The organism is Pyrococcus kukulkanii, assembly GCF_041647995.1.
Taxonomy (GTDB): Archaea; Methanobacteriota_B; Thermococci; order Thermococcales; family Thermococcaceae; genus Pyrococcus.
Window position 1 is genome coordinate 348,733 of the sequence record NZ_JARRIB010000003.1, and the last position, 20,867, is coordinate 369,599.

General features: G+C 46.0%; 22 protein-coding genes, 2 tRNA genes and 1 pseudogene. 2 read left to right on the forward strand and 23 right to left on the reverse strand.

The window, feature by feature from the left end; all coding sequences use genetic code 11:
- Window positions 1-441 precede the first annotated feature (441 nt).
- From P8X24_RS08085 to P8X24_RS08155, 15 genes are all read right to left on the reverse strand, one after another.
- Window positions 442-1,962 (reverse strand): UvrD-helicase domain-containing protein, encoded by a 1,521-nt coding sequence (locus P8X24_RS08085; protein WP_372915201.1) that lies wholly within the window; start codon window positions 1,960-1,962, stop codon window positions 442-444.
- A complete protein-coding gene (locus tag P8X24_RS08090; protein WP_372915202.1) occupies window positions 1,955-2,464 on the reverse strand; it encodes a hypothetical protein in 510 nt (169 codons plus the stop codon). Before P8X24_RS08090 ends, P8X24_RS08085 begins: the two co-directional genes overlap by 8 nt.
- The gene (locus P8X24_RS08095; RefSeq protein ID WP_372915204.1) at window positions 2,461-4,527 is read right to left on the reverse strand and encodes a hypothetical protein; all 2,067 of its coding nucleotides are present in this window, start codon (window positions 4,525-4,527) and stop codon (window positions 2,461-2,463) included. Before P8X24_RS08095 ends, P8X24_RS08090 begins: the two co-directional genes overlap by 4 nt.
- A 14-nt stretch (window positions 4,528-4,541) precedes the next feature.
- Window positions 4,542-4,862: a hypothetical protein gene (locus P8X24_RS08100; RefSeq protein ID WP_372915206.1), complete on the reverse strand. Its 321-nt coding sequence runs from the start codon at window positions 4,860-4,862 to the stop codon at window positions 4,542-4,544.
- 43 nt (window positions 4,863-4,905) lie between these two features.
- Window positions 4,906-5,229, reverse strand: a complete 324-nt coding sequence (locus P8X24_RS08105; RefSeq protein ID WP_372915208.1) for a hypothetical protein — start codon at window positions 5,227-5,229, stop codon at window positions 4,906-4,908.
- A 99-nt stretch (window positions 5,230-5,328) separates the two neighbouring features.
- On the reverse strand, window positions 5,329-5,565 hold the full coding sequence (locus tag P8X24_RS08110) for a hypothetical protein (RefSeq protein ID WP_372915210.1): 237 nt from the start codon (window positions 5,563-5,565) through the stop codon (window positions 5,329-5,331).
- A 1,159-nt stretch (window positions 5,566-6,724) separates the two neighbouring features.
- Window positions 6,725-6,802, reverse strand: a tRNA-Val gene (locus P8X24_RS08115).
- Window positions 6,803-6,814: 12 nt separating this feature from the next.
- Window positions 6,815-6,892: transfer RNA gene (locus P8X24_RS08120), tRNA-Ala, on the reverse strand.
- A gap of 40 nt (window positions 6,893-6,932) precedes the next feature.
- The gene (locus P8X24_RS08125) at window positions 6,933-7,775 is read right to left on the reverse strand and encodes a GNAT family N-acetyltransferase (RefSeq protein WP_372915212.1); all 843 of its coding nucleotides are present in this window, start codon (window positions 7,773-7,775) and stop codon (window positions 6,933-6,935) included.
- A 425-nt stretch (window positions 7,776-8,200) separates the two neighbouring features.
- Window positions 8,201-9,325: a cation:proton antiporter gene (locus tag P8X24_RS08130; protein ID WP_372915213.1), complete on the reverse strand. Its 1,125-nt coding sequence runs from the start codon at window positions 9,323-9,325 to the stop codon at window positions 8,201-8,203.
- 10 nt (window positions 9,326-9,335) lie between these two features.
- A complete protein-coding gene (locus tag P8X24_RS08135; protein WP_372915215.1) occupies window positions 9,336-10,478 on the reverse strand; it encodes a cation:proton antiporter in 1,143 nt (380 codons plus the stop codon).
- A gap of 35 nt (window positions 10,479-10,513) precedes the next feature.
- Complete coding sequence (locus P8X24_RS08140) at window positions 10,514-11,071, reverse strand: CBS domain-containing protein (protein ID WP_372915354.1); 558 nt, start codon at window positions 11,069-11,071, stop codon at window positions 10,514-10,516.
- Between the two features lie 357 nt (window positions 11,072-11,428).
- Entirely contained in the window at window positions 11,429-12,232 is an 804-nt protein-coding gene (locus P8X24_RS08145; RefSeq protein ID WP_372915217.1) for a proteasome assembly chaperone family protein, read from the reverse strand.
- Window positions 12,229-12,411 carry an RNA-protein complex protein Nop10 gene (locus tag P8X24_RS08150; RefSeq protein ID WP_068324743.1) on the reverse strand — a complete coding sequence of 61 codons (183 nt, stop codon included), beginning with the start codon at window positions 12,409-12,411 and terminating at the stop codon, window positions 12,229-12,231. The genes P8X24_RS08145 and P8X24_RS08150 overlap by 4 nt, the downstream gene beginning before the upstream one ends.
- A 5-nt stretch (window positions 12,412-12,416) precedes the next feature.
- A complete protein-coding gene (locus tag P8X24_RS08155; RefSeq protein WP_372915218.1) occupies window positions 12,417-13,244 on the reverse strand; it encodes a translation initiation factor IF-2 subunit alpha in 828 nt (275 codons plus the stop codon).
- Window positions 13,245-13,309: 65 nt separating this feature from the next.
- On the opposite strand from P8X24_RS08155, the gene P8X24_RS08160 reads away from it, so the two are divergent.
- The gene (locus P8X24_RS08160; RefSeq protein ID WP_372915219.1) at window positions 13,310-14,482 is read left to right on the forward strand and encodes a tRNA pseudouridine(54/55) synthase Pus10; all 1,173 of its coding nucleotides are present in this window, start codon (window positions 13,310-13,312) and stop codon (window positions 14,480-14,482) included.
- The gene (locus tag P8X24_RS08165) at window positions 14,463-15,722 is read left to right on the forward strand and encodes a UbiD family decarboxylase (RefSeq protein WP_372915355.1); all 1,260 of its coding nucleotides are present in this window, start codon (window positions 14,463-14,465) and stop codon (window positions 15,720-15,722) included. The genes P8X24_RS08160 and P8X24_RS08165 overlap by 20 nt, the downstream gene beginning before the upstream one ends.
- Before the next feature lie 73 nt (window positions 15,723-15,795).
- Here the strand turns inward: P8X24_RS08165 and P8X24_RS08170 are convergent, their stop codons facing one another.
- The 8 genes and pseudogenes from P8X24_RS08170 to P8X24_RS08205 form a co-directional block, all read right to left on the reverse strand.
- Window positions 15,796-17,115, reverse strand: coding sequence for an ATP-binding protein (locus P8X24_RS08170; RefSeq protein WP_372915221.1), 1,320 nt, complete (start codon window positions 17,113-17,115; stop codon window positions 15,796-15,798).
- 24 nt (window positions 17,116-17,139) lie between these two features.
- Window positions 17,140-17,568, reverse strand: a complete 429-nt coding sequence (locus P8X24_RS08175) for a DUF371 domain-containing protein (RefSeq protein ID WP_068324739.1) — start codon at window positions 17,566-17,568, stop codon at window positions 17,140-17,142.
- 29 nt (window positions 17,569-17,597) lie between these two features.
- On the reverse strand, window positions 17,598-18,494 hold the full coding sequence (locus tag P8X24_RS08180) for a hypothetical protein (RefSeq protein WP_372915222.1): 897 nt from the start codon (window positions 18,492-18,494) through the stop codon (window positions 17,598-17,600).
- 41 nt (window positions 18,495-18,535) lie between these two features.
- Window positions 18,536-18,874 carry a DNA-binding protein gene (locus P8X24_RS08185; RefSeq protein WP_372915224.1) on the reverse strand — a complete coding sequence of 113 codons (339 nt, stop codon included), beginning with the start codon at window positions 18,872-18,874 and terminating at the stop codon, window positions 18,536-18,538.
- A gap of 93 nt (window positions 18,875-18,967) precedes the next feature.
- Window positions 18,968-19,261 carry a transcriptional regulator gene (locus P8X24_RS08190; protein ID WP_372915226.1) on the reverse strand — a complete coding sequence of 98 codons (294 nt, stop codon included), beginning with the start codon at window positions 19,259-19,261 and terminating at the stop codon, window positions 18,968-18,970.
- The gene (locus P8X24_RS08195) at window positions 19,261-19,773 is read right to left on the reverse strand and encodes a hypothetical protein (protein WP_372915227.1); all 513 of its coding nucleotides are present in this window, start codon (window positions 19,771-19,773) and stop codon (window positions 19,261-19,263) included. The genes P8X24_RS08190 and P8X24_RS08195 overlap by 1 nt, the downstream gene beginning before the upstream one ends.
- 215 nt (window positions 19,774-19,988) lie before the next feature.
- The gene (locus P8X24_RS08200; protein WP_372915229.1) at window positions 19,989-20,390 is read right to left on the reverse strand and encodes a DUF4143 domain-containing protein; all 402 of its coding nucleotides are present in this window, start codon (window positions 20,388-20,390) and stop codon (window positions 19,989-19,991) included.
- 5 nt (window positions 20,391-20,395) lie between these two features.
- Window positions 20,396-20,841, reverse strand: a pseudogene (locus P8X24_RS08205) (AAA family ATPase).
- Window positions 20,842-20,867 lie beyond the last annotated feature (26 nt).

Genomic DNA, 20,867 nt, shown 5'->3' on the forward strand with positions numbered 1-20,867 from the left:
AAACGAGGATGGGGGCAAGGGAAGGACGAGATGAGGGGAGGGTGAAAAAACACCATCCCAGGGGGCTAATCATATAAAAGCGTTGACGTGTATGAAAAACAGTATTGCGTTATCAATCGTGGATTTTGTCAGCATGCTTGTGAACGCAATGTGTTCATTTGCCTTCCACCCTTCCTGTATCCGGGACCACACGGGAAATCGATTGAAATTCCAGAACGAGGGTAGGGGGGAACACAAAGTTGTTCCCAGCCAGGTCCATTATAGGATATTCATCTAGGAATATATTACAGAGTAGAGATACACCCACAAAAACCCTCCTGTATCATAAACCTCTTTATAAAGCAAACTCGGCCCATTTTACAAAACAAGCCAAAAGAAGAAATCTCGTGGCTGTTTTTACAGGGAGTAAAAACCTTGCAAATATCAAAAATAAAAGAAAGGTCAAAGAGCACGGACAGACGCAACTTCATTAGCAATCTCTTCAGCCAGTTCAACGAGCTTGTTCTTCTTGAAGATTTTCGCAAACACAACCCCCCGCTTCGCTCTGGTTAGCGCTACGTATAGCAGGCGTGCTTCTTCAGTCCAGCTCGGCGTTTTTGAGTGAAAATCATCAACAAGCACGACGTAGTCAGCTTCTCGTCCCTTTGCCGAGTGCATTGTATCAACTACAACACCCTCACCGCTCGTATTGTATGCTTCAACAAGTTCTCTAATGTGTGTTTTCAGCATTCTAAGCTTTATCTCGAGACTGTTCAGCCTGTGCCAAAAGATTTGACCTTGCTTGAACGTTTCTGTCACGTATCTTACAACCCTTTGATCTTCAACAAGCTTTTGCGTTAGCTTCACTAGCTGCTCATAGTCTCTTTTCGACTTATGCTGTTTTTGCACGAGCTCAAGCAGCTGTCTAACTTCATGGACCTTGCTGGCATAGTTCTGCTGGAAAGTATCTGCGAAGATGTGATTTCTTATAAAAACATTTCTGAGCAGTTCCGCTGTCGATATTCTTCTCGTCAGTACCGCGACAGTAAAACATCGCTTTAGCGCAGCCCTCACAAGTGCTAGCAACTTCTTCACACTATCAACTTCGAAAAACTTCGCTTCCTTATCTTCCGCCGCAGCAAACTCGTAGTGGTATTTCAGCGTCGCGTCAGCGAAGCTTTTTGCAACATCTATCACATCCTTGGGTAGTCTATAGCTCTTATCAAGCAACACGACCTTCTTAGCACTCATATTTTTGAAAATCTCACTCTTTGCCCCCCTAAACTCAAAAATACTTTGCATATCATCGCCAGCCACAACGAGTTGGGCGGATGGAAAGAGAGAGGAGAGCACTTTCCAGTCTAGAGCACTGAAGTCCTGGCCTTCGTCTACGACAACGAGGCGGGGTAGATCGTGCTTTTCATCGTTCTCGATAGCTTCTCTTATTTCGTCAGCGTATTCAAGAGCTCTCAATCTTGCAAGATCGTAATCAAGCATTTTTCTCTTCGCAAGTTCAGCATAATAAGCCCTCACAACTTTGTTATGCTTTAGCACCTGTTCAATGTCTTGGAACGTGTGTATAGCTCTCGTCAGTTCTGCAAGGTGTGTGTTCAACGTATCAGCATCAAGCCTAAATCTTTTCATCAACCTCTGCTTGATTACATCGATTTTTTGAGGTGAGGGGATTTCTTTGCTCTCTATTTTGCCTGACACAACGAGAGCACGCACTATTACACCATCGAGGGTTCGTATCCAGCCCGCCTTCTCGTTTTGCCCTCTTCTATCAAGTATTTCTCGAATTGCTGAGTTTTCAAGACTTATAAATGCAAGTTCTTCACCCAGGGGTGCCCTTTCAAGCCCAAGCGTTTCGAGCACTCCTCTATCACCACCCTGCACTCTCTCAACTAGATCGACAAGGCTCCTAGTTTTACCAGTGCCGGGGGGCCCAATCACTTTTACGCGGGCTGATTTGAGCTCACTCATCACCCTCACCTCCGCTTGCAAGGTTTATGAGCTTTTTCAAGCTTGAAATAAACGCTTCTACTTCAACTTCAAGCTCTTCATCCTCACTTACCACTCTCACAACTTCCCCCTCACCCTCGGTGTGATCTTGACCCTCAAAAACGCTTATTTCACCTCTAAGGCGCTTTAGGTATAGGTCTCTCAACTCAATAGCTTCCAGCCCCTCCCCTACATATATAACATCAATATTGTAATAATCAAGCACGTGCAACAGCGCCCACACGGCGTCTCTCCACTCTCTCTCATTACCCCAATCAATTATTTCGTCTTGAAACTTCACTCTCATTATGTTTTCTTCTTCGACGTATTCAAAGTTCTCAGTATCTGCTTTCATTTCCTTGATTAGCTCCGGGTCGTCTGGCAAATCAACATACACTTCCATCCTCCCTGCGTGCTTCTTGATCTCCTCTGCAAGGGCTCTGAGTAGTTTCTCGTCTTTCAGAAATTCTTTCGCAAGGGTCATAGCTCATCACCTCCTGCGAGTTGTTCTTCTTGTTCGCGTGAGGGGTTCGACAAGAGCATGTAGAGTTCAGACTCGCTCGCGACGTGGTTTAGAACACTCTCAAGAGCCTCCCTGTCAATGTAGTCATTATCGCAACGTATGTAGTAGTAACGAATCCCTCCCTTCTTCTTTTTCTTTTGGATAATTTCAGTGCCTGCAAGGAGATTTATGAGCTTTGCAAGCTTGTTGAACTCTTTTGCGAAGTTCTTGAGCCTCTTGTCCAAAGCGAACTTCACAACGAGGGCGGATGGGACTGCGAGAACTTTTAGCTTGCCATCCGCGTCTGCAACTCTCACAACAGCGTTGCTCTTGACGAGCGAATTGACCTCATCTTCTTTGAACGTTGTTTCAACTACCTCAGCACCTTTCACGATCTCAATCAAGAATGCGTTGAACTGCTCGATGTAGTCGTCTTCATCGCTCTTCTCGCTCGATTTCGCGTCGAGATATAACGCGAGAAGCTCTTTTTCGAGGTTTGTGACCTCAATCTCATCGCTAAGACCAAATCTTGAGATTGCGACCTCGGCGAGGGCCTTCGAACTAATTGAAAGCTTTATCTTGTCATTCACACGCTTCTTCCTTACGAATTCATCTTCGCCAAAGACAAGAACTTTCTTACCAACACGAATTATTACAACTCCATCGTCTACTGCGAGTTCAATTTTATCGAAATCCTGCTTACTGTCGATAATCTCGGCCCTCTCGACAAGATAGTGTTCTATGGCGTCGAGCAAGTCTCTAATGATTGCTTTTGCCTCTTCCTCCGTAAATTTAGCTTCTTTTCTCAAGATTTTATAAGTCGCAACCTTTTCAGGATTTTTCGAATACGTTGATTCAACACACTCAAGGCGATCCTCTTCTTCCTCGTCGTTGAAATATGCTACGATATATTCGACGACACTCTTAGCAAGCTCCTTAGGCAATCCTCTCTTGTATAAAACACCCACGTAAGCTAATGTAGTGTTATGTCTCCTTCCCCGTATGTAACGTCCTTCCAAAACATTTGCTATCCTTCTTTTGAATTTGATAATGTTTACATCGCTAAGGTTATAAACAAACTTTTTCAACCCTCTCTTCGTTTTTACGACTGCAATCACTCTCGTCTCTGACAGTTTTGCAGTCTTTACATTCTCAGTGTGCTCAACTTCATCTGTAATTTCATCTTTCTCAATCTCTTCATCATAATTTATCTTCGCGAGCTCATTATCAACAATCTTCTGCAGTTCTTCGAAATCGATTGCCCTGTCATCAAACCTTACCACCTCAGCCCTGATCTTGAGTCTTTCACCATCTACAGTCATGTATTTGTTGTTTAGTGTCCCTATGGCTCTTAGAACTCTTGAAGCGTCATAGACACTCGTATCGACCTCTAAGTCTTTAGAGATATTGCTTGCAATCTCTTCGAAAAACCTTGCAAGCTTGTTCACTGCGAATTCTCTAACCTTCTCAAAACTCTCTAGCTTTGAAAGCTTGATCCAGACGTGCACACCACCCCCAGAGAATACAACAACAGCTGGTAAGTTCAAGCTTGATATAGCTAGGGAGAGGGCTTTGGCGTGCTTTTTGACTTCATCAAACAGCTTCAGGTCATCAACAATCCTTCTAAGCGTTCTCTTGTCCTGTTCTTTTTGATGAAGTTTTTTGCAGTCAATGTCAATTACTATGAACTGAGTGAGCTTCAACATGTGTTCTGATTTTCTACTCGTAGTTGTTGATAAAATAGGAGCAATGTACACGTCAAACTCTGCTTTACTCATCTCATAAAGCCACTTTGCTATCTCTCCAGCATTTTTCACAAGGGCCTCAGCAGATATAAACTTGTGGAAAGTCCTGCCATCTTTTGATTTGTATTTCTGCTTTATTTGCTCAATAACTTTTTCATCATCTCCAAAATACCTAAACACGAAGACAGCATATTTGTCGCCAAGCCCCTGCTCTACATAACTACCAAAAAGATAATTTAGGAAACGGGCGATAGTTTTATATTGCCCTTCGTCTATTTGAACCTGAGAGCTAGCCTGCATCCCGCCTCACCTCCTTATTGTTTTCGCAACTTCTCGTTCAAGTAGAGGAGTATGTCTTCTGTTGTCAATCCTCTCACGTAGATGTAATAATCGTCTCTACCTCTACGAAGACGTAGCACCACACCGAGGCCACGGAGAAGGCGCAGGAGTTCGTGCATCGTCATGTTCTTGCTTTCAGCGATACTTGCGAGATCTTCACGCGTGTAAACTCCACTCCTAACGTCGCTGACCTTCTCAAGATCTCTCTTCGTGAGTGCTTCTACTACCTCGTTGAGTTCTATTACTACTTGTTGTGGTAATATATGGGGTTTGGAGAGGGTTTGCACTCTGGCCATGGTTACCACCTCGGTGCGTAACTTTACGCACCGGGGTATAAATCTAACTGTTTGTAGGGACCTCACTCTCAGAAGCCCTCTCCATTAGAATATTCCAATCTAAGACAACGTATCTCCCCATAACTACTACAGGTAATTCTTTTACATCGAAAAACTCTAACAAGTGCTCAAGCAAATCAAACCTAACATACAATGCCTTCTCAGTCGCAAAGACTACGAGATCCCGTTCCATCGCCTCATCAATATTTTCAGTTATATCTGCACCCAGCCAAATATACCATAATATTTTATAGAACCCGCTCGCATCCTTGTTCTGTTTGAATCCTCCTATTTGAACCTGGGAGTTTGATTTGACCACAGCCTGCATGGCGCATCACCTCTGAGTGGTCTTCAGTGCGTAACTTCGCGCACGGGTATATAGTTTTGGTGCCGAGCGTGTTTATATACTCCAGTTCAAAAATCGAGATTACACACAACACGTTGTAGAAACTCCAAAACGATGCGAGGTAGACAATAGCTCTTTGAGAGGGATGCTCACAAACCCTTTGTCCGGAGTAGTAGTTTCAACAAGAATATCATCAATACTCACACCTTGTCTAACATATTTCATAACCTCGCTCTCAATTTTATCGGGTGAAGCCTGTTCATCAGGGTTATCTTTTCGGTAATCCTCATCGAGGTCGAGAGTAAACACGGTTGCCATTACGCTATCGCGCACTCGGATAGCTATATACCCCTACTCATCACACATGTTGTATATTATTTTTGAGTAAGGCGCATTATTTTAGCCTTCTCCACAGCGACCACCTCAAAAAGAGAGGGAGGCGGGAGAGATAGTATTGACCCACAACGAGTGGGGGGCAGCCCCCTATTTAGATACTTATCGAAATGTTCGGTCCCCACGTCCCCACCACTAATACATTGATTTCATAAGATCGAGTGCTGGGTACCTGGGAACTTATTTTCCAAAATCTTGGATAAAATACAACACCTCCTCTCCTCTCCCTCCTCGTTTTGAGAAAGCTCCTCGCCCCGTTATGCATGAAATTTTCTTCTATTGCAATTTTTCCAAAATTTTGGAAATTCTCAAACGATGGCTTTCGGACGATTCGATGCTCATCGAAACGTGTATGCGCCGTAAGTGCTGGGTGTCGTGGGTGAAACAAAATCCAAAAAGTTGGACAACCTCTACCCCCCCACCTCGATATGTATATAGGGGGCGTGACGGCTATGACACTTGTGACACTATGTCCATTTTTGTGCATCCCCTCACAATTCGGTTTGCTTACAGGGTTGAAATAGATACGTGAAAACAGGCATAGTTCACGAACCCATTTATAAATAAAACTCCCACCGTTTTACAAAAAATTCAAAATAAAGTAAGCAGGTGGCTTTTTTTACAGGTCTTATCAACCCTGCAAAGTTCACGAACCCTACAAACTCATTTTCTTACCGTTGCACTCTCGCGATATGTCTTTCACTATAGTGTGTGTCTTTCATTTTTGAGTATCCTCACCTTTGTGTGTTTGTCATTTTTTCTACTGTAGAACTTCGGAAGTAACATATACTCATATGTATACTTTTGGTATGACCGTCACCCTTTGCGTGGGCATAAGTGACTCACAATGTGTGACAAGGTGGTAGATATGAAAGTTAGGAAGCATGTGTTTGTTGAAGAAGAGATTGTAAGATTTTGTGAGGCGAATGGGGTGAGTTTGAGCGATTTTTTGAATCTCGCAGGAAAGCTCTTGATTTCGAAGCTACAGCAGGAATACAATCCTCCTCAGCAAAATACACCCCTCCCTCCCCTCGTTTTGGAATCTGAGCCTCGTTTTGGTGGGAATCTCAAAGAGAAAAGTTCTTGGTGGGCCCGCGGGGATTTGAACCCCGGACCTCCACCTTGTCAGGGTGGCGTCATAACCAGTCTAGACCACGGGCCCGCCCAAAATTTATGGTGGACCGGCCGGGATTTGAACCCGGGGCCTCCGCCTTGCCAAGGCGGCGCTCATACCAGGCTGAGCTACCGGCCCACCGTCCGTCATTCACTTCCTCGATTTTGATTTATAAACTTTACGATATCCACTTCCCTAAGATGACATTTCTCCTAAGAATTTCGGCTTCTAACTCCTCGATTAAATCACGGGAGATTGCTGTTATAACTTCACTGAAATACTTTTTAGCTCTCCCAAGGATTCTTGGAATGTCCTTTTCATGTCCCCAAACATAAATCCCTCCCAACCCGTTGGGTAACTCTCTTATGACGTAGTATGATTTTCCTAATCTCCCTGCCTCTAAAATTTTATCTATATCTGCAATTAAGTCTATAAAGCTTGAAAACCAGTGATGATACGAACTTTGAAATCTTCCAGCAACAAGCTCAAGTCCCTTTACCTTCTCCCACGAAAAACTGCAAAGCTTTGCATCTTCTGGTTCAAAATTCCTAGTGCTTATCTTAACGACATAGTTCTCTAGCAACTTTTTGTATCCCAGTCTCTTGTAGAAACCATAGGACCTGTCCTCAGGAGTCACTAATATGACATCACATCCTTTAGCCCTAGCAAATTCCTCCGCTTTTTGCATTAATGCCTTGCCAATCCCCTTCCCCCTAAAGTCTCTGTGAACTATAAGAACATCTGCGTTACACACTTTCCTAAGTTTCTTTAGAAACATTTCCTCCTCAATTAGGAGTTCAAGCTCTCCAACAACTTCATTTCCAATTTCTGCAACTAAGACTGGCTGGTTATGAAGGAACATGTAGTTTAGATGGATTGAGCAAGTCTCAACGCTCATCCAAGGTCCTCCATACTTATACCTATCAAAAACGCTTAACCTGGGATATTCTGGAATATCAACGTCAGAAAGATGGCACTTCACTATTCCCATGACATCATCTAGAGTTGCTTCCCTTATCATTTTGTAACCCTAAAGAGGTATAGGCTTGGACATATTTAATTATTTTTAAATTTTTGTCATTATTTATCTTTTTTCGAAGTTTTAGAGCCTCCCTTAAAGAGAAGGAAGCCTACAGCGACGGAGAAGAGATTTTATCTCAGTAGGAATTATCTAGCTGGCAACCATGGAGAAAAAGCTCATTAGGTTGCTTTCACTATGGGAACCTATATGTCTCCTATGTGGAAAACTGCCCTCCGGAGGCTGACTAGGGGCAATCCTGTCGTTTATGTCTATTATTGTTGAATGAGCAGAAACAGTGATCATTGAAAACCCACTCTCTCATGACTGGCACTCCAGCAAGTTTTTGTAGAGCTTGTTAAAACGTCAACTTATGTGACGACGATACTAGGACTCACTAACGGGTAATGAGTACTCGGTTGGTGGAGTTACCTTGAGTACAGCCATTTAAGGGCCGGAGGTGTTATCACGGTCGTGACGAACACCATGAGAATTGCCACTGTCAGGGCGTTGGGGCCTATTACCCCGCTCTCGATCGCAACCGCCAACATCGCCAGCTCAACACCCATTCTCGGAATCATTCCAACGCCTATCCGAAGGGAGGAGCTCCAGTCAAACCCAGCTAACTTGGCGCCGAGACCGCAACCGATTATTTTGCTAAGAACTGCCGTAAGGGTGTAGAGAACCGCGAAGAGGCCCGCGTGGAAGATGTAGCTCAGCTCTATCTTCATCCCCACTTCGACGAAGAAGAGTGGGATGAAGAGAGAGTAGCCGAGAACATTCATATGATCCATTATCGACTTCTTTTTGGAGCTCTGACCAAGGGCAAGGCCCGTGAGGTAGGCGCCGAGTATCGAAGCGAGGTTCAAGTGTTCCGCGAGAAATGCGAAGACTATGAGAAAAACGAGTGCAAAGGCCGTCTCGCTCTCTGGCAGATCAATCCTAGAAAGAACGCGAAAGACTCTGTCCGCGAGGCCTGGTCCAAAGTAAAGAAAGAAGAAAAGTAGGAGCGAAACCGAGAGGATAACCTCAGCAAGGCTTGCATAATTTATTTCTCCACCTTTTATCATCGAAATGGCCACCGTAAGGATAAGAATTCCAAGAACGTCATCAACAACGGCGGCAGCTAAGATAGTGGTTCCTTCTGGTGTGCTGAGCTTTCTGAGCTCCATAAGCACCTTCACTGTTATGCTCACGCTCGTTGGCGTCATCATTGCACCGTAAAGAATCGCCTCGTGAAGGGGAACGAAGAAGTAAGCCACCGCAAAGCCGAAGAGAAAAGCGACTAGAACGCCAAGACCAGCCACCACGACGCTCTGCTTTCCAACGCGCTTGAACTCCTCTAGCTCGCTCTCAAGTCCTGCCATAAAGAGGAGGAGAAGAACGCCGAGATTGGCAAACTGACCTATCACGGGGTTTGTTTCAAAGAAGATGCCAATCAACAGACCCCCGAATATCTGACCGAGGACGACAGGCTGACCAAGCCTTTCGAAGAGGTATCCCATCAGCTTCGCCGTTGCGAGCATTATCGCTATCAGGAGGAGTATCTCCATAGTATCGCCCCTATTCCCTTGAGAAGACCCATTTCAGGAGGAAGGGTGTCACTATAGTGGTTATCAGAACCATCGTGACTGGTATCGAGAAGACCCCACTGTCAAAGACACCTTCGTTGAGAGCCACGTTGGCCATGATGAGAGCCACCTCCATGCGTGGTATCATGCCAACCCCTATCTGAAGGGCTTCAATCGGCCTAAACTTCGAGATGAAGGCCCCAAAGCCGCAACCAACTACCTTCCCTACTATCGCAAGGATGGCATAGATTAGGGCAAAGGTTCCAGCATGAGCTAAAACCCTCACATCACTCTCTATGCCGATGCTCACGAGGAACACGGGGATGAAGAGGGAATAACCTATCGTCTTAAACTTTCTGTCAATTTCTCTTGCCTCATCAGTACTCGTCACAAGAAGACCCGCCAAGTATGCGCCTGTTATACCCGCTATCTGAAACTGCTCGGCGAGGTATGCGAAGATTAGCATTATCGCTATGGCAAAAGCTGTAACCGTCTCGGGTAAGGTTATTTTCTCCGAGAGCTTCAGAGTTTCCTTAACGAAGGGATGGCCGATGAGCAGTCCAATGGTAAAATAAAGGACGACCTCGCCAAGGATTATGAGGAGATCCTCGAAATAGACGCTTCCCCTGGTGTTTATTCCGACGAGTATCGTGAGCACGATGATGCCGAGGACATCATCAACTACAGCTGCAGCTAAAATCGTCGTTCCAACCCTCGTGCGGAGCTTCTTCATCTCCATGAGTATGCTCGTGGTCAAGCCAACGCTTGTAGCAGTTAAAATTCCACCGAAGAACATTGCTTGAACGCTTGAGTACCCCCAAGCTAAAGCACCAACATATCCGAGGATAAAGGGTATGAGAACGCCAAGGGCTGCTATTATGAAGGCAGGAATTCCGACGTGCTTGAACTCCTCAACGTCCGTTTCGAGGCCCGCTAAGAAGAGGAGCATGACAACGCCGAGGTCAGCCAAAAGCTTCACGGCCCCATCAAAGCTCACTAGGTTCAAAATAGATGGGCCTATCAGAATCCCGCCAATCAGCTGGCCGAGAGCCGCCGGGAAGCCAAGACGAACGGCAAGGTAGCCGAAAAGCTTTGCAACGATTAATATCAGAGCCAGCTCCAGGAACACATCCATGATTATCATCTCTCAGACGTTTTAGATTCGAACAGTTACCCAGATACTATACGTATCAGTCGGATTATGTCCTTAACCTCTAGGACGCCATGGACGCGGTTCTCATCATCAACGACGGGGAGGTGGTGCTTCCCAGTTTCAAGCATTATTTGTATCGCCCTACCAAGGTTCTCATTGATGTGGATAGTTATAGGCTTGCGAACCATTATATCCTCCACACGGGAAGCATTGCTTATGAAATACTTCTTGAGGAGATTCACACCCACTATGGAGTACCTCCTGGGGGGCTCGAAGAATCGGAGGATGTCCTTCATCGTGACAAAGCCAAGAAGACGGCCTCCCTCATCCACTACCACCGCTGAGCTCTCCTCACCCCGGAGGCTCTGCACAAGTAGTGATATTGGATCCTCGGGATGAAGGGTCAGAAACTCCCTATCCATAACGAGCTTTATTGGAACCTTAGAGATATAGCGGATATTGTAGCTCAGTTCCTCCTTTCTCTTAAGCTGGAGCATTTTGCGCTTGCTACGGATTATCTGGACTTTCTTTGCCTTTGACTCCTTGAGACTTTTCTTGAGGCTTAGGGTGTCCATTTTCCTCACTAATAGACACTAACGTGCGAAAGCGTTTAAAGATTTTGGAATGTATGTTAAACAGCAAATACCAAAACCATGAACAAATTAACCGAGGATCCCACTAGGCTTTTCACCATCTATGAGCTCACTGAGGAAAGCTGTTTTAAGCCCTCGTGGGATAAAAAGAATAGTACACGTCCCGTCTTTTTATGGTACTATAAAAACATGCCGTTGATATTTTTCTTTTTCAAGCCTCGTCCTTTAGGCCCTAAATAGGAAGGCAAAGACTTACGAAGCAATTGAAGTTTATGAGAAGAAGAAAGTGGAGTTCATCCCGCTGTGTAAGTGATTGTTGGGTTTAAATGTAAAAGGGGATTAGAGGTAGCCCCTATCCTCCTCCTCATGAGTTGGTCTCGGTAGCTGTTGTTCCATCATTGCCCTCTGCATCTCTTCTACCTTTCTCAATATTTCTTCAGTCTCCTTGGCCCTCTCGTCCAATGCCGTCATGTCTATCTCGAGGTTGAGTATCTTAGCCACAGCGGACAGAACTGCCTTTGCGGCCTTGGCGTCAACTATGTAGCCCAAGCTCTCCCCCAGGAGGCTTATCCCGAACATTCCCCTCAGCTTCCCTATTCCCAAAAGAAGACCCGCTGCACCGACTATTGCTCCTCCCTCATCTACCCTCCATATCACCTCAACGTTGCAGTCCTTGAGCTTCTCCTGATAATAGCCCACGAGATCCGGATGTGTTACAGCCGCTAAAACCCTGGGCTCTCCCTGTAGCTCTGGAACCTGGTAACCTCCCATGGTTATTATCTCTCTCGTCCCAAACTCCTGAACGAAGTCGAGCATCTTCCCGACTACTTCAAAGTGGCCGTAGCTGTCGGTTGGGGGAACTTGTGTATCCCCAGTTATTATTATCAAATCCCTGTGCTCATCGTCGGGGCTCTTCCAGTAGTAGAACTCGTTCTTCATCAGCTCAACTATTGAACCTTTCCTAATCAGCACTTGGTGCATGAAGTGGGGAGAGTAAAGCTCGGCAAACTTCTTCGCCTTTAGCTCCTGAATCAAGTGTTCGGCTGCAAGCTTTCCAACTAAACCAATCCCAGGAAGGCCCTCTATAAAGATTGGATCGTAAATGTCGGGCCTTTCGTGCACAACAATTATCGTTTCCTTCATTTTTCCTTCCTCCCTATCCCGAGGAGCTCCCTCTTGAGCCTCCTCCTGTACTCACCATACGGATCTTCAGGTGAGAACCTTGGTGGATGTGCTACTTTAGTCTTTTCCCCGCAGACTGGGCATATCTCCTTAAGGGTGTACCTCCCGCACTTGGGGCACTTCCTGATCCTGAACCTCATTCCCATCACTTCTTCCTCTTCTTGACCTTCCTGATCCTCTTCTCCTTCCTTAACAGCGTGGCCTCTCCTCCGGCCTGCTTTATAACCCTAAGTATCTCCTCGGCTATGTCCTCAAGGACTTCTTCAGCCTTGTAGTAGTCCGGAGCAGTGATGTCTATTCTGTACCTCGGAGCTCCCTGGTAGGTGAACTTAACCTCTATGTCCTTCTCCTTGTTCGCCCTGTCCCTGGCCCTAATTAGTGCCTCCTTTATTATCTCAATTCCGTTGGGCTTTGGAACGGTGATCTCGAACTCGGCATCTATCGTTACCGTTGGAACCTCAACGTAGTTGTCTATTATCTCCTTGAGAACTGGCAGCCACTCGTCGGGAACGTAGCCCTTCAAAACATCTATTCCTTCCTTGGCTGCATCCTCAAATGCGGCGTAAACCTCGCCCCACTCCTCCTCTAGGGGAACCCATACTTCCTTCCAAGCAGTCTCAAAGTCCTTTCCGAGCTTTTCCGCCGCCATCTTTAACAGGTTCTCGGCCTTCTGGGCCCTCTTGTACTCTTGGAGCTTGGCCTTCCTCTGCTGCTGGGTGACCCTCCTCAGGCTTAAGTCTATGTGCCCCTTCCTTGGATCTACCCTGATTACTTTAGCAACTACCTTCTGGCCCTCTCTTAAGTAGTCCCTAATGTTCTTCACCCATGTTGAGGCCACTTCACTTATGTGCATGAAACCCTCCTTGCCGGGATACTCGTCAAGCTCGAGGAATGCGCCATAATTGTGAACCCTCTTAACCGTTGCAACGACGAACTCTCCCTCTTCGGGGTATTCCCTTGCTCTCCTCGGCATAGTTTCACCCTCCAGAATTGGCTTTCGTGGACACCCTTTTAAATTTGCCTACCGAGATTTGAGCGATGATACTCGAGAAGGCCAAGGAAGTCCTCGAGAAGTACAGGCTGTGTAACCACTGCCTGGGAAGGCTATTTGCCAAACTGGGCAAGGGAAGCAACGAGGAGAGGGGTAGAGCCATAAGATTAGTGCTGGAGATGGAAAGTGGATTAAGCTTCGAAGAGCCCGAGGAGTGCGACCTCTGCGAGGGAGTTTTTAAGAAGATTCCCAAGCTCGTCGATCTCTGCATTGAGGCAGTTAAAGATTATGAGTTCGAAACCTTCAGGGTAGGCTCAAGGTTCCCCCAGGAAATTATAGAGAGGGAGAAGGGGATATGGGAGATGCTTGGAATAGAAACGGGAGAGCCGATAAACAGGGAGTTTAACAGGGAGTTAGGCAAGGCATTTGCGGTAAAGACTGGAAAGAAGCCCTCAGTTAATCCCGATGTGGTTATAATAGTCGAGCCGTTCTCCGAAAAGGTTGAGCTGCAGGTGAATCCAGTTTACGTTGCTGGCAGGTACAGAAAGCTCGTTAGGGGAATTCCCCAAACACCGGCCCCAGGGTTCGGGGAGAGCGTTGCGACGATAATATGCAGGGCATTTAGGAAGTACTTCAACGGAAAGTGCGTGTTTAAAGGGGCCGGGAGGGAAGATGTAGATGTCAGAATGCTTGGCAGGGGAAGGCCTTTTGTCGTTGAGATCAAGAGGCCCAGGAAGAGGAAGGTAAACTTGGAGGATGTTGAGAGAGAGATAAACTCTTCCGGGAAAGTCGAGGTGCTCGATTTAAGGTTCATAACCCCTGGAGAGGCCGAAGAAATACTTACGAGGAGGCACAGAAAGCTCTACGAAGCTTTGGTTTATGTAAAGGATGGGATAAGTAGGGAGGAGGTTGAAAAAGTAGTAAGAGAGCTGAGGGGCACGGAAATAAGACAGAGAACTCCAAGAAGAGTGTTAAATAGCAGGGCAGACCTTGTGAGGATTAGAAAGGTCTACAGGGCTGAGGGCGAGCTGATCGATGATAAGCATTTCAAATTAAGGCTACTCACGGATGGAGGCCTCTACATAAAGGAACTGATTTCTGGTGATAAAGGAAGGACTAGACCTTCGGTATCTGAGATCCTGGGGAAGGAAGCTTGGTGTGAGCTTTTAGATGTTTTAGAAGTTCTGGAGGATGATGCAGATGCTGAGGGAGATTGTTAAGAAGTTTGATGATCTTGTCGTCGTTAATAGACCCGTGAGGAAGGAGCTTGAGATAACAAAGTACCTCCTCGAGTACAAGGATAGTCCAGTTCTCTTCAAGGATGTTGAGGGCTGGGAGGTCGTTGGAAACGTCTGGTCCAAGAGGGAGAGGATAGCCAAGTTCCTGAACACTGACAATAAGGGATTGCTTAAGCTACTAGCTAAGGCTATGGAGGAGCCTAAGGATTACGTAGTTGTCGATAAAGCTGATTTTTTGAAGAACAAAAGTGAGGTTAATCTGCTTGAACTTCCAGTCCCAAAGTTCTACCCCAGGGACGGAGGGAGGTACTTCACCTCAGCAATGGTCATAGCTAGGAGCGGAGACTTCGTTAACGTTTCCTTCCACAGGATGATGGTTCTTGACGAGACAAGGGCGGCAATAAGGCTAGTCCCAAGGCACCTCTACGCTATGTGGAAGGATGCGGTGGAGATGGGAGAGGAGCTTGATGTAAGAATAATCGTTGGAAATCCCATTCATCTGTTGCTGGCAGGAGCAACGAGCGTTGCCTATGGTATTAGCGAGCTCAAGATTGCCTCCGCGATAAGCCTTCAGGCCTTTGGAAGGCCCGTGGAAGTTGTCGAGCTTGATGGAATTCCCGTTCCCGTCGAGAGCGAGTTCGTCTTTAAGGCCAAGATCACAGATGAGCTGGTTGATGAAGGTCCCTTTGTTGATATAACCGGAACCTACGACATAGTCAGGAAGCAGCCCGTGGTCGTCTTCGAGAGGATGTACCACGTTGATGATCCCGTGTTTCACGCTCTTTTACCGGGCGGCTACGAGCACTACATGCTCATGGGCCTTCCAAAGGAGCCCCAAATATACTCGGCTGTTAAAAGGGTTGTTCCAAAGGTTCATGGGGTTAGGCTCACAGAGGGAGGATGCATGTGGCTCCACGCCGTAGTCTCGATCACGAAGCAACATGAAGGGGACGGAAAGAACGCGATACTCGCGGCCTTTACGGGCCACCCGAGCCTGAAGAGGGTGGTGGTAGTTGATGAGGACGTTAATATTTACGACGACAGGGAGATTGAGTGGGCCATAGCAACAAGATTCCAGCCCGACAGGGATCTCGTTGTAATTCCAAACGCGAGAGGATCTTCACTCGATCCCTCCGGCAAAGATGGATTAACTGCCAAGTGGGGAATAGATGCTACAAAGCCCCTTGATAGAAAGGAGGAGTTTGAGAGAGCTAAACTATAATCAGCCTGGGCGTCCCTCATCACACCTCAGCTTTCCAACTACTCATCATCAATACTCCCTTAATATGCGGGATTTAAAAATCCTCAAGATCCCAAGCAAGCTCGAGCTTTTCTTTTCCTTTTATTTTCCTCGCGATGATTCCGAAGTGCTTTTCATATTTAATTCCCGTAAGCTCGCTCTTTCTTTTGAGATCCATAATTATATCCTCCACCTCTCTCAGGTTCAGATCCCTCCACTTGACCTCAACGAAGAGGGCCTTCCCCTCCTTATCGTTTAAAGCTATTAGATCTATCTCTTCCCCCTTATGCCACCACTTTCCAATCCTCGTGAATTTAAAGGGCAACTTCCCCTGTTTATTTATCCTTAGGAGGAACTGTCTCGCTACTTTCTCGAAAACTTGGCCCAAGTAGCTATCATAGCTTTCCTTGATTTCCTCAGCACTAAAAGTCCCCTCCTCTATTCTAGACAGGTTCGGCTCTATGAACCTGAACCAGAACGCGAGGAAGTTGTCGGCCAGATAATACCTGCCCTTCTTTGAGGTCGACCTTTCCGTTACCGGAACTTCCCTCTTAACGAGATCCGTCTCGATGAGATTCCTTAAATACGGTGTTATATCTGAATGCTTCAGGCCAGAAAAGTCCTTTATCTCTTTGAGAGTTGTTTTCCCAAAGGCTATTGCCTCGAGGATTCTCCTGTACTTTGTTGGTTCCGAGAACTCGTATTTAAGGAGGAAATCAACTTCATCTCTAAAAAAGGTTAGGGGACTTTTTATCTCTTCATCGAGCCACTCCCAGAAGGGCAGTTTGACCTGGGCTATATAGTACGGAATTCCATCAGTCAGTCCGTACACTTCGACGAGCTCTCTAGTGTCCGCTTCCGGGAAGAAGTCTCGAAGGGAGAAAAAGCTTAGGGGCCTTAGCCTCAGCGATGCAGTTCTTCTCCCATAGAGGGGGCTTTTATAGCTCAGCACTTTCTCTTTGATCATGCTCACTGAGGAGCCTAGAAGAACAAGCTTCGTCTTGGAATTTTGAAGCTCTAGATCAATCACCCTCTGAAATATCGAGATTATTCCAGGATTTTCTTTTATTAGGTTTGGAAATTCATCTATCACTACAACCTTGTCTTTAAGGGCATGAAGAAGCGCCTCCCAGTCTTCTTTGACGTACTTAATGTGGGGAAACACTTTCTCTGCCGTTGCCTTGAAGTGCCTTAGATTGCCACCTTCGGTTGCTAGGTAATAGACGTGAGGCGTACCTTTTATAGCCTCGAGTATCAGTCTTGTCTTGCCAACTCTTCTCCGCCCGTAAATTATTATGAGCTCAAATCTCTCGCTATTTAGCCTCTCCCTCAAGGCCTTCAGCTCTTCCTCCCTATCAACAAATTTGATAATCATGATTATCATAATTCAAATTATCATTTATATACCTTCCTCCTCGACGATGATCTCAATTACTGCCTCGGTGTTTGGGTTCTTTAGCCTCTCAATGAGCTTTCTGTCTATGTCCTTTGCAGCCTTATTCGCTTTTATCGCGAGCGTCCTCCCGTCTACGTAGTTGCTCTTTCTGATCACCATTGAAACTTCGCTTTCAAGAGTTAGCCTTGGATCTCCCTGGGCTATAACCTCATCCACCAGCTCACCAACCCTTATCCTTATCTTGATTTTCTTCCCCTGCCTTATCGCCTCCTTTATCTTGGGATTAAGATCTGCCAACGCCTTATCGGCTGAGATGCATATTATGCAGTCTCCCCTCGGCGTTAGATAGTTCTCCTTCGTTACCTCAAGGGTAGAGCGGTGAGTTGCCTTTACGTTTGGGTGCCCCCTGCACCTTATTACCTCTCTCATCACGGGAAAGTTTGGGAGAAGAATAAAAAGGTTCACCAAAGTTCCTTGGCAACGTCGAACCACTTATCATCATCACCGTAGAGTATGGCTATCCTATACCCGCTCGGGAAGCCAGCCAGCTCTATGTAGACCATTTTGTTGCCCCAGGATAGAAGGGTGAAGTTCACCAAGTGGCCCGCGGGATTCCTCCCGAAATCCGAGGGTAGTGTAATATCTTCAACCTTCCACCCGCTTTCCTTAAATGCCTTTACAAGCTTGCTGTAAACTTCCTGGGCTTCACGGGGCCTGTACACAAAGAGTGCAACGCTCACGTTCTTGTAAGCTCCCTCCAGGCTGTCCATGTAGCCCAAAAGTTTAAGGCCTTTTTCGGCGAGCCAGGACTTCTCCTCAAGCTTTCTCTCACTCCATTCCGAACCAAGTGGGGTAAAGAAGTGTAGTATCTTCCAAGGGGAAGGCCCAACTATTGCAGTGTAGAATTCTATAGCCTCCAGCTCCCACCTCGGCCCCTTGGCAACGAAGAGGGAATATCCCATGTCAATGAACTGAACAAAAACCAAGTACTCTCCATCCGGCCCCTCGTAAATCATTCCCTTCTCCCTTGTCAGCTTTAGCTTTTTAATGGCGTTATTCATTGCACTTGTTGCGCTCGAGGCGTTTGGATATGCAAACACTGCTACAACCGTGTTGTTCGCTTTAATGCTCAGGACAGGCTTCCCGAGATCTGGGAAGGGATTGTCAATCTCTTCTACCGCGAAAGCTTCGCTGAGCTGCCTGTAGTAGTGTTTTCCTATTGAGTCTGGAGAAAAGTTGAGCTTTGAGGGAGCTATTGTTGCATGGGGAAACTCCGGGTGAGAAGGCTTGGTGTAGTAAGCCAGTTTAACTACAACTATAGTGCAAACCAACATAACAACGATAAAACTTTTTCTCATTAATCAGCACCAAAAGTAAGTAGGAAGAGGGTATATATAGATTACCACTTAATCCTGAACTCCCTTCTCGTCCTCGCTTCTATCTGGGCTAAGATTTTTTTGAGCTTTGCATCATCTATCCTCTCTGTAATCTGGCCCGCCTGGTAGAGCTGAACAAGAATCAACTCTACCTGCCTAGCGAGCTCCGGCCTTACAAGCTTAACCCTTGCAAGCCTTTCCCTAGCTTCTGGAGTCAGGATTTTCCTAAGGATGGCCTGTATCTGGGCCTCGATTAAAGCTTGCTGTTTTATTTCCTCTTCTTGGGCCTTTTGCTGCTCCAAATATTTTTTCTGTAACTCCATGAGCTTTCTTCTCCTAATTTCCTCAATGTCTTCTGCCATTCTCTCTCACCTATGGGTGGTAGGAGGGACACTTAAAAAACGTTTTTGGTTTGCCGAAAAGTCATGAGCCAATAACCAACGATGAACTATTAGCTATTCAGACACCAGTGCTCTCAAGATTCTGAGGAACTCCCTAGTTTTTGTAATACCATCGTCAGTTGCCTCCACAATTGTCCTGGGCCTGTCAGCAAAGACTTTGTATATCTTCACGTAGCCTTCCTTTTCGAGTATCTTAAGGTGAAAATCCAGATTTCCTGGGGTTACCTCCAGAACCTTGAGGAGGTCTTTGAAGAGGGCCTTCCTTCGTGGGAGGAGGAAGACCATAACCCCTAACCTCACAGGGTTTCCAAGGGCATGATTTTTCACGAGCTTCTTAAGTTCCTCCATCAGATCACCCTGAAGACCCTGTAAAGGTTGACGAGCGCTGTCAGTGAGTACGTTATGATTACCAGAGAGTCAACAAAGGGCCACTCTGGCCTCAGGAATGTCATGAGAGTTAGCACTGGGATTAAGAATGAGTAGTCCCTAAAAGATATGAACATTCCCATATGCCCCAGGGATATCATAAATGCCAGTCCCTGGGGTCCCGGGAAAAGAAGTCCCCAGGAAGCTCCTCCCAGGATCCATGCAATTATCCAAACATAGTCAAGTTTTGAGCTTGAAGATTGTTCTCCCTTCATGTACCTATTGTAGACGTGTGTTGTCAAGAGTATTATTCCGAATATTGAAATAATCCAGTATACACCCAGCCACTGGAAGTGCAGGTAATCCAATAGCAGATAACCCCCCATCACGAGGAGCCAAGCTGAATATATGAGTGCGGTGTACACGTGGTAGCTCGCTATGAGCTTCTTCTCCACCCTCTCAAGGACATTCTTAAGCTCCCTAACCTCCTCCATGATCCCACCATAAGAATATGGGAGAGGAAGTATTTATACCGGGGAGTTATTCTAGTCTACAGAACTAACATTTTCATTGATATCCGGCATAGCGAGGTTCCACACAGATCCAAGCACGTTTAGATGGTGCTAGCTGAGTACGGAATACGTGCTGGATGTCTTAAGGATCCTTACAAATATTTCTGCCCACAGTGGTCGTTAGATTGCCTCGAGGTTCATCTAAGCTCCCCAGGGGAACTAAGAAGGAATTTCCACAAGGGCTTCACTTCTATCTCTTTGCCTTCCCTGCTTCCATCAACAACGTAAATCTTAGGCAGGCTCTTCTCAACTTTCTTTAAGCTGTACGAGAACCTCTTCAGCGGAAATATTACGTATGCATCGCTGAAGTATTTAAGGTAGTTGTGGAGGGTGTTCTTACTGACCTCTATTCTGAGGGTCTTCATGTAGTTCGCACTCCTGTTTATGGAAAACTCCTTGGAAAAGGAGGTTATCAGGAGCTTAAGAAACAATCGAACAGCCTTAAGGTTCTTTATTAAGTGTCTTTCAACAACATCACGGTAAAGCATGACATCCACGTACTCCTCCAAGGTCTTTCTTTTGAGGTACTCATCATCCATGAGGGCTATTTCTGGAAAACCCCAAATTCAAGATACTCCCTTAGAAAAGCTTTTATCCTCGCTTCCTTTTTAGTTGAGATGTACTTTTCAACCTTCAAGCCCTTAGCTTCCAGAAATTCTCGAAAACTGAAGGGAAAGAGTTCAAAAGTCAATGTTCTGCCCCTCAAGCTTGAGGCAATCTCCTTGCTTAAAAGTTTTGAAGAGGGCCCGTCAAGAAGACAAAGAACCCTTCCCGCTCAACTGCTCTTTTAGCGAAAAGCTCCCAGTTCTTGACTTCTTGAATTTCATCGAGGAACAGATATTTTTCATCGGCATCAGGATAGAGTTCATAAAACACCTTTATAACTGCCCCCAGGTCTTCCAAGGATGGAGGATAAAGCCTGTCATCGTCCAGAGGCAGAAAAAGAGTCGCTTTTCCTTCATCCCTAAGTTTCGTAAAGAGGGAGAACAAGTAGAATGTTTTCCAGCCCTCCTAGG

Coding starts and splice junctions, on each gene's coding strand:
- P8X24_RS08085 (WP_372915201.1), bottom strand. CDS start 1,962: ATGAGTGAGCTCAAATCAGCCCGCGTAAAAGTGATTGGGCCCCCCGGC.
- P8X24_RS08090 (WP_372915202.1), bottom strand. CDS start 2,464: ATGACCCTTGCGAAAGAATTTCTGAAAGACGAGAAACTACTCAGAGCC.
- P8X24_RS08095 (WP_372915204.1), bottom strand. CDS start 4,527: ATGCAGGCTAGCTCTCAGGTTCAAATAGACGAAGGGCAATATAAAACT.
- P8X24_RS08100 (WP_372915206.1), bottom strand. CDS start 4,862: ATGGCCAGAGTGCAAACCCTCTCCAAACCCCATATATTACCACAACAA.
- P8X24_RS08105 (WP_372915208.1), bottom strand. CDS start 5,229: ATGCAGGCTGTGGTCAAATCAAACTCCCAGGTTCAAATAGGAGGATTC.
- P8X24_RS08110 (WP_372915210.1), bottom strand. CDS start 5,565: ATGGCAACCGTGTTTACTCTCGACCTCGATGAGGATTACCGAAAAGAT.
- P8X24_RS08125 (WP_372915212.1), bottom strand. CDS start 7,775: ATGATAAGGGAAGCAACTCTAGATGATGTCATGGGAATAGTGAAGTGC.
- P8X24_RS08130 (WP_372915213.1), bottom strand. CDS start 9,325: ATGGAGATACTCCTCCTGATAGCGATAATGCTCGCAACGGCGAAGCTG.
- P8X24_RS08135 (WP_372915215.1), bottom strand. CDS start 10,478: ATGGATGTGTTCCTGGAGCTGGCTCTGATATTAATCGTTGCAAAGCTT.
- P8X24_RS08140 (WP_372915354.1), bottom strand. CDS start 11,071: ATGGACACCCTAAGCCTCAAGAAAAGTCTCAAGGAGTCAAAGGCAAAG.
- P8X24_RS08145 (WP_372915217.1), bottom strand. CDS start 12,232: ATGAAGGAAACGATAATTGTTGTGCACGAAAGGCCCGACATTTACGAT.
- P8X24_RS08150 (WP_068324743.1), bottom strand. CDS start 12,411: ATGAGGTTCAGGATCAGGAAGTGCCCCAAGTGCGGGAGGTACACCCTT.
- P8X24_RS08155 (WP_372915218.1), bottom strand. CDS start 13,244: ATGCCGAGGAGAGCAAGGGAATACCCCGAAGAGGGAGAGTTCGTCGTT.
- P8X24_RS08160 (WP_372915219.1), top strand. CDS start 13,310: ATGATACTCGAGAAGGCCAAGGAAGTCCTCGAGAAGTACAGGCTGTGT.
- P8X24_RS08165 (WP_372915355.1), top strand. CDS start 14,463: ATGCTGAGGGAGATTGTTAAGAAGTTTGATGATCTTGTCGTCGTTAAT.
- P8X24_RS08170 (WP_372915221.1), bottom strand. CDS start 17,115: ATGATTATCAAATTTGTTGATAGGGAGGAAGAGCTGAAGGCCTTGAGG.
- P8X24_RS08180 (WP_372915222.1), bottom strand. CDS start 18,494: ATGAGAAAAAGTTTTATCGTTGTTATGTTGGTTTGCACTATAGTTGTA.
- P8X24_RS08185 (WP_372915224.1), bottom strand. CDS start 18,874: ATGGCAGAAGACATTGAGGAAATTAGGAGAAGAAAGCTCATGGAGTTA.
- P8X24_RS08190 (WP_372915226.1), bottom strand. CDS start 19,261: ATGGAGGAACTTAAGAAGCTCGTGAAAAATCATGCCCTTGGAAACCCT.
- P8X24_RS08195 (WP_372915227.1), bottom strand. CDS start 19,773: ATGGAGGAGGTTAGGGAGCTTAAGAATGTCCTTGAGAGGGTGGAGAAG.
- P8X24_RS08200 (WP_372915229.1), bottom strand. CDS start 20,390: ATGGATGATGAGTACCTCAAAAGAAAGACCTTGGAGGAGTACGTGGAT.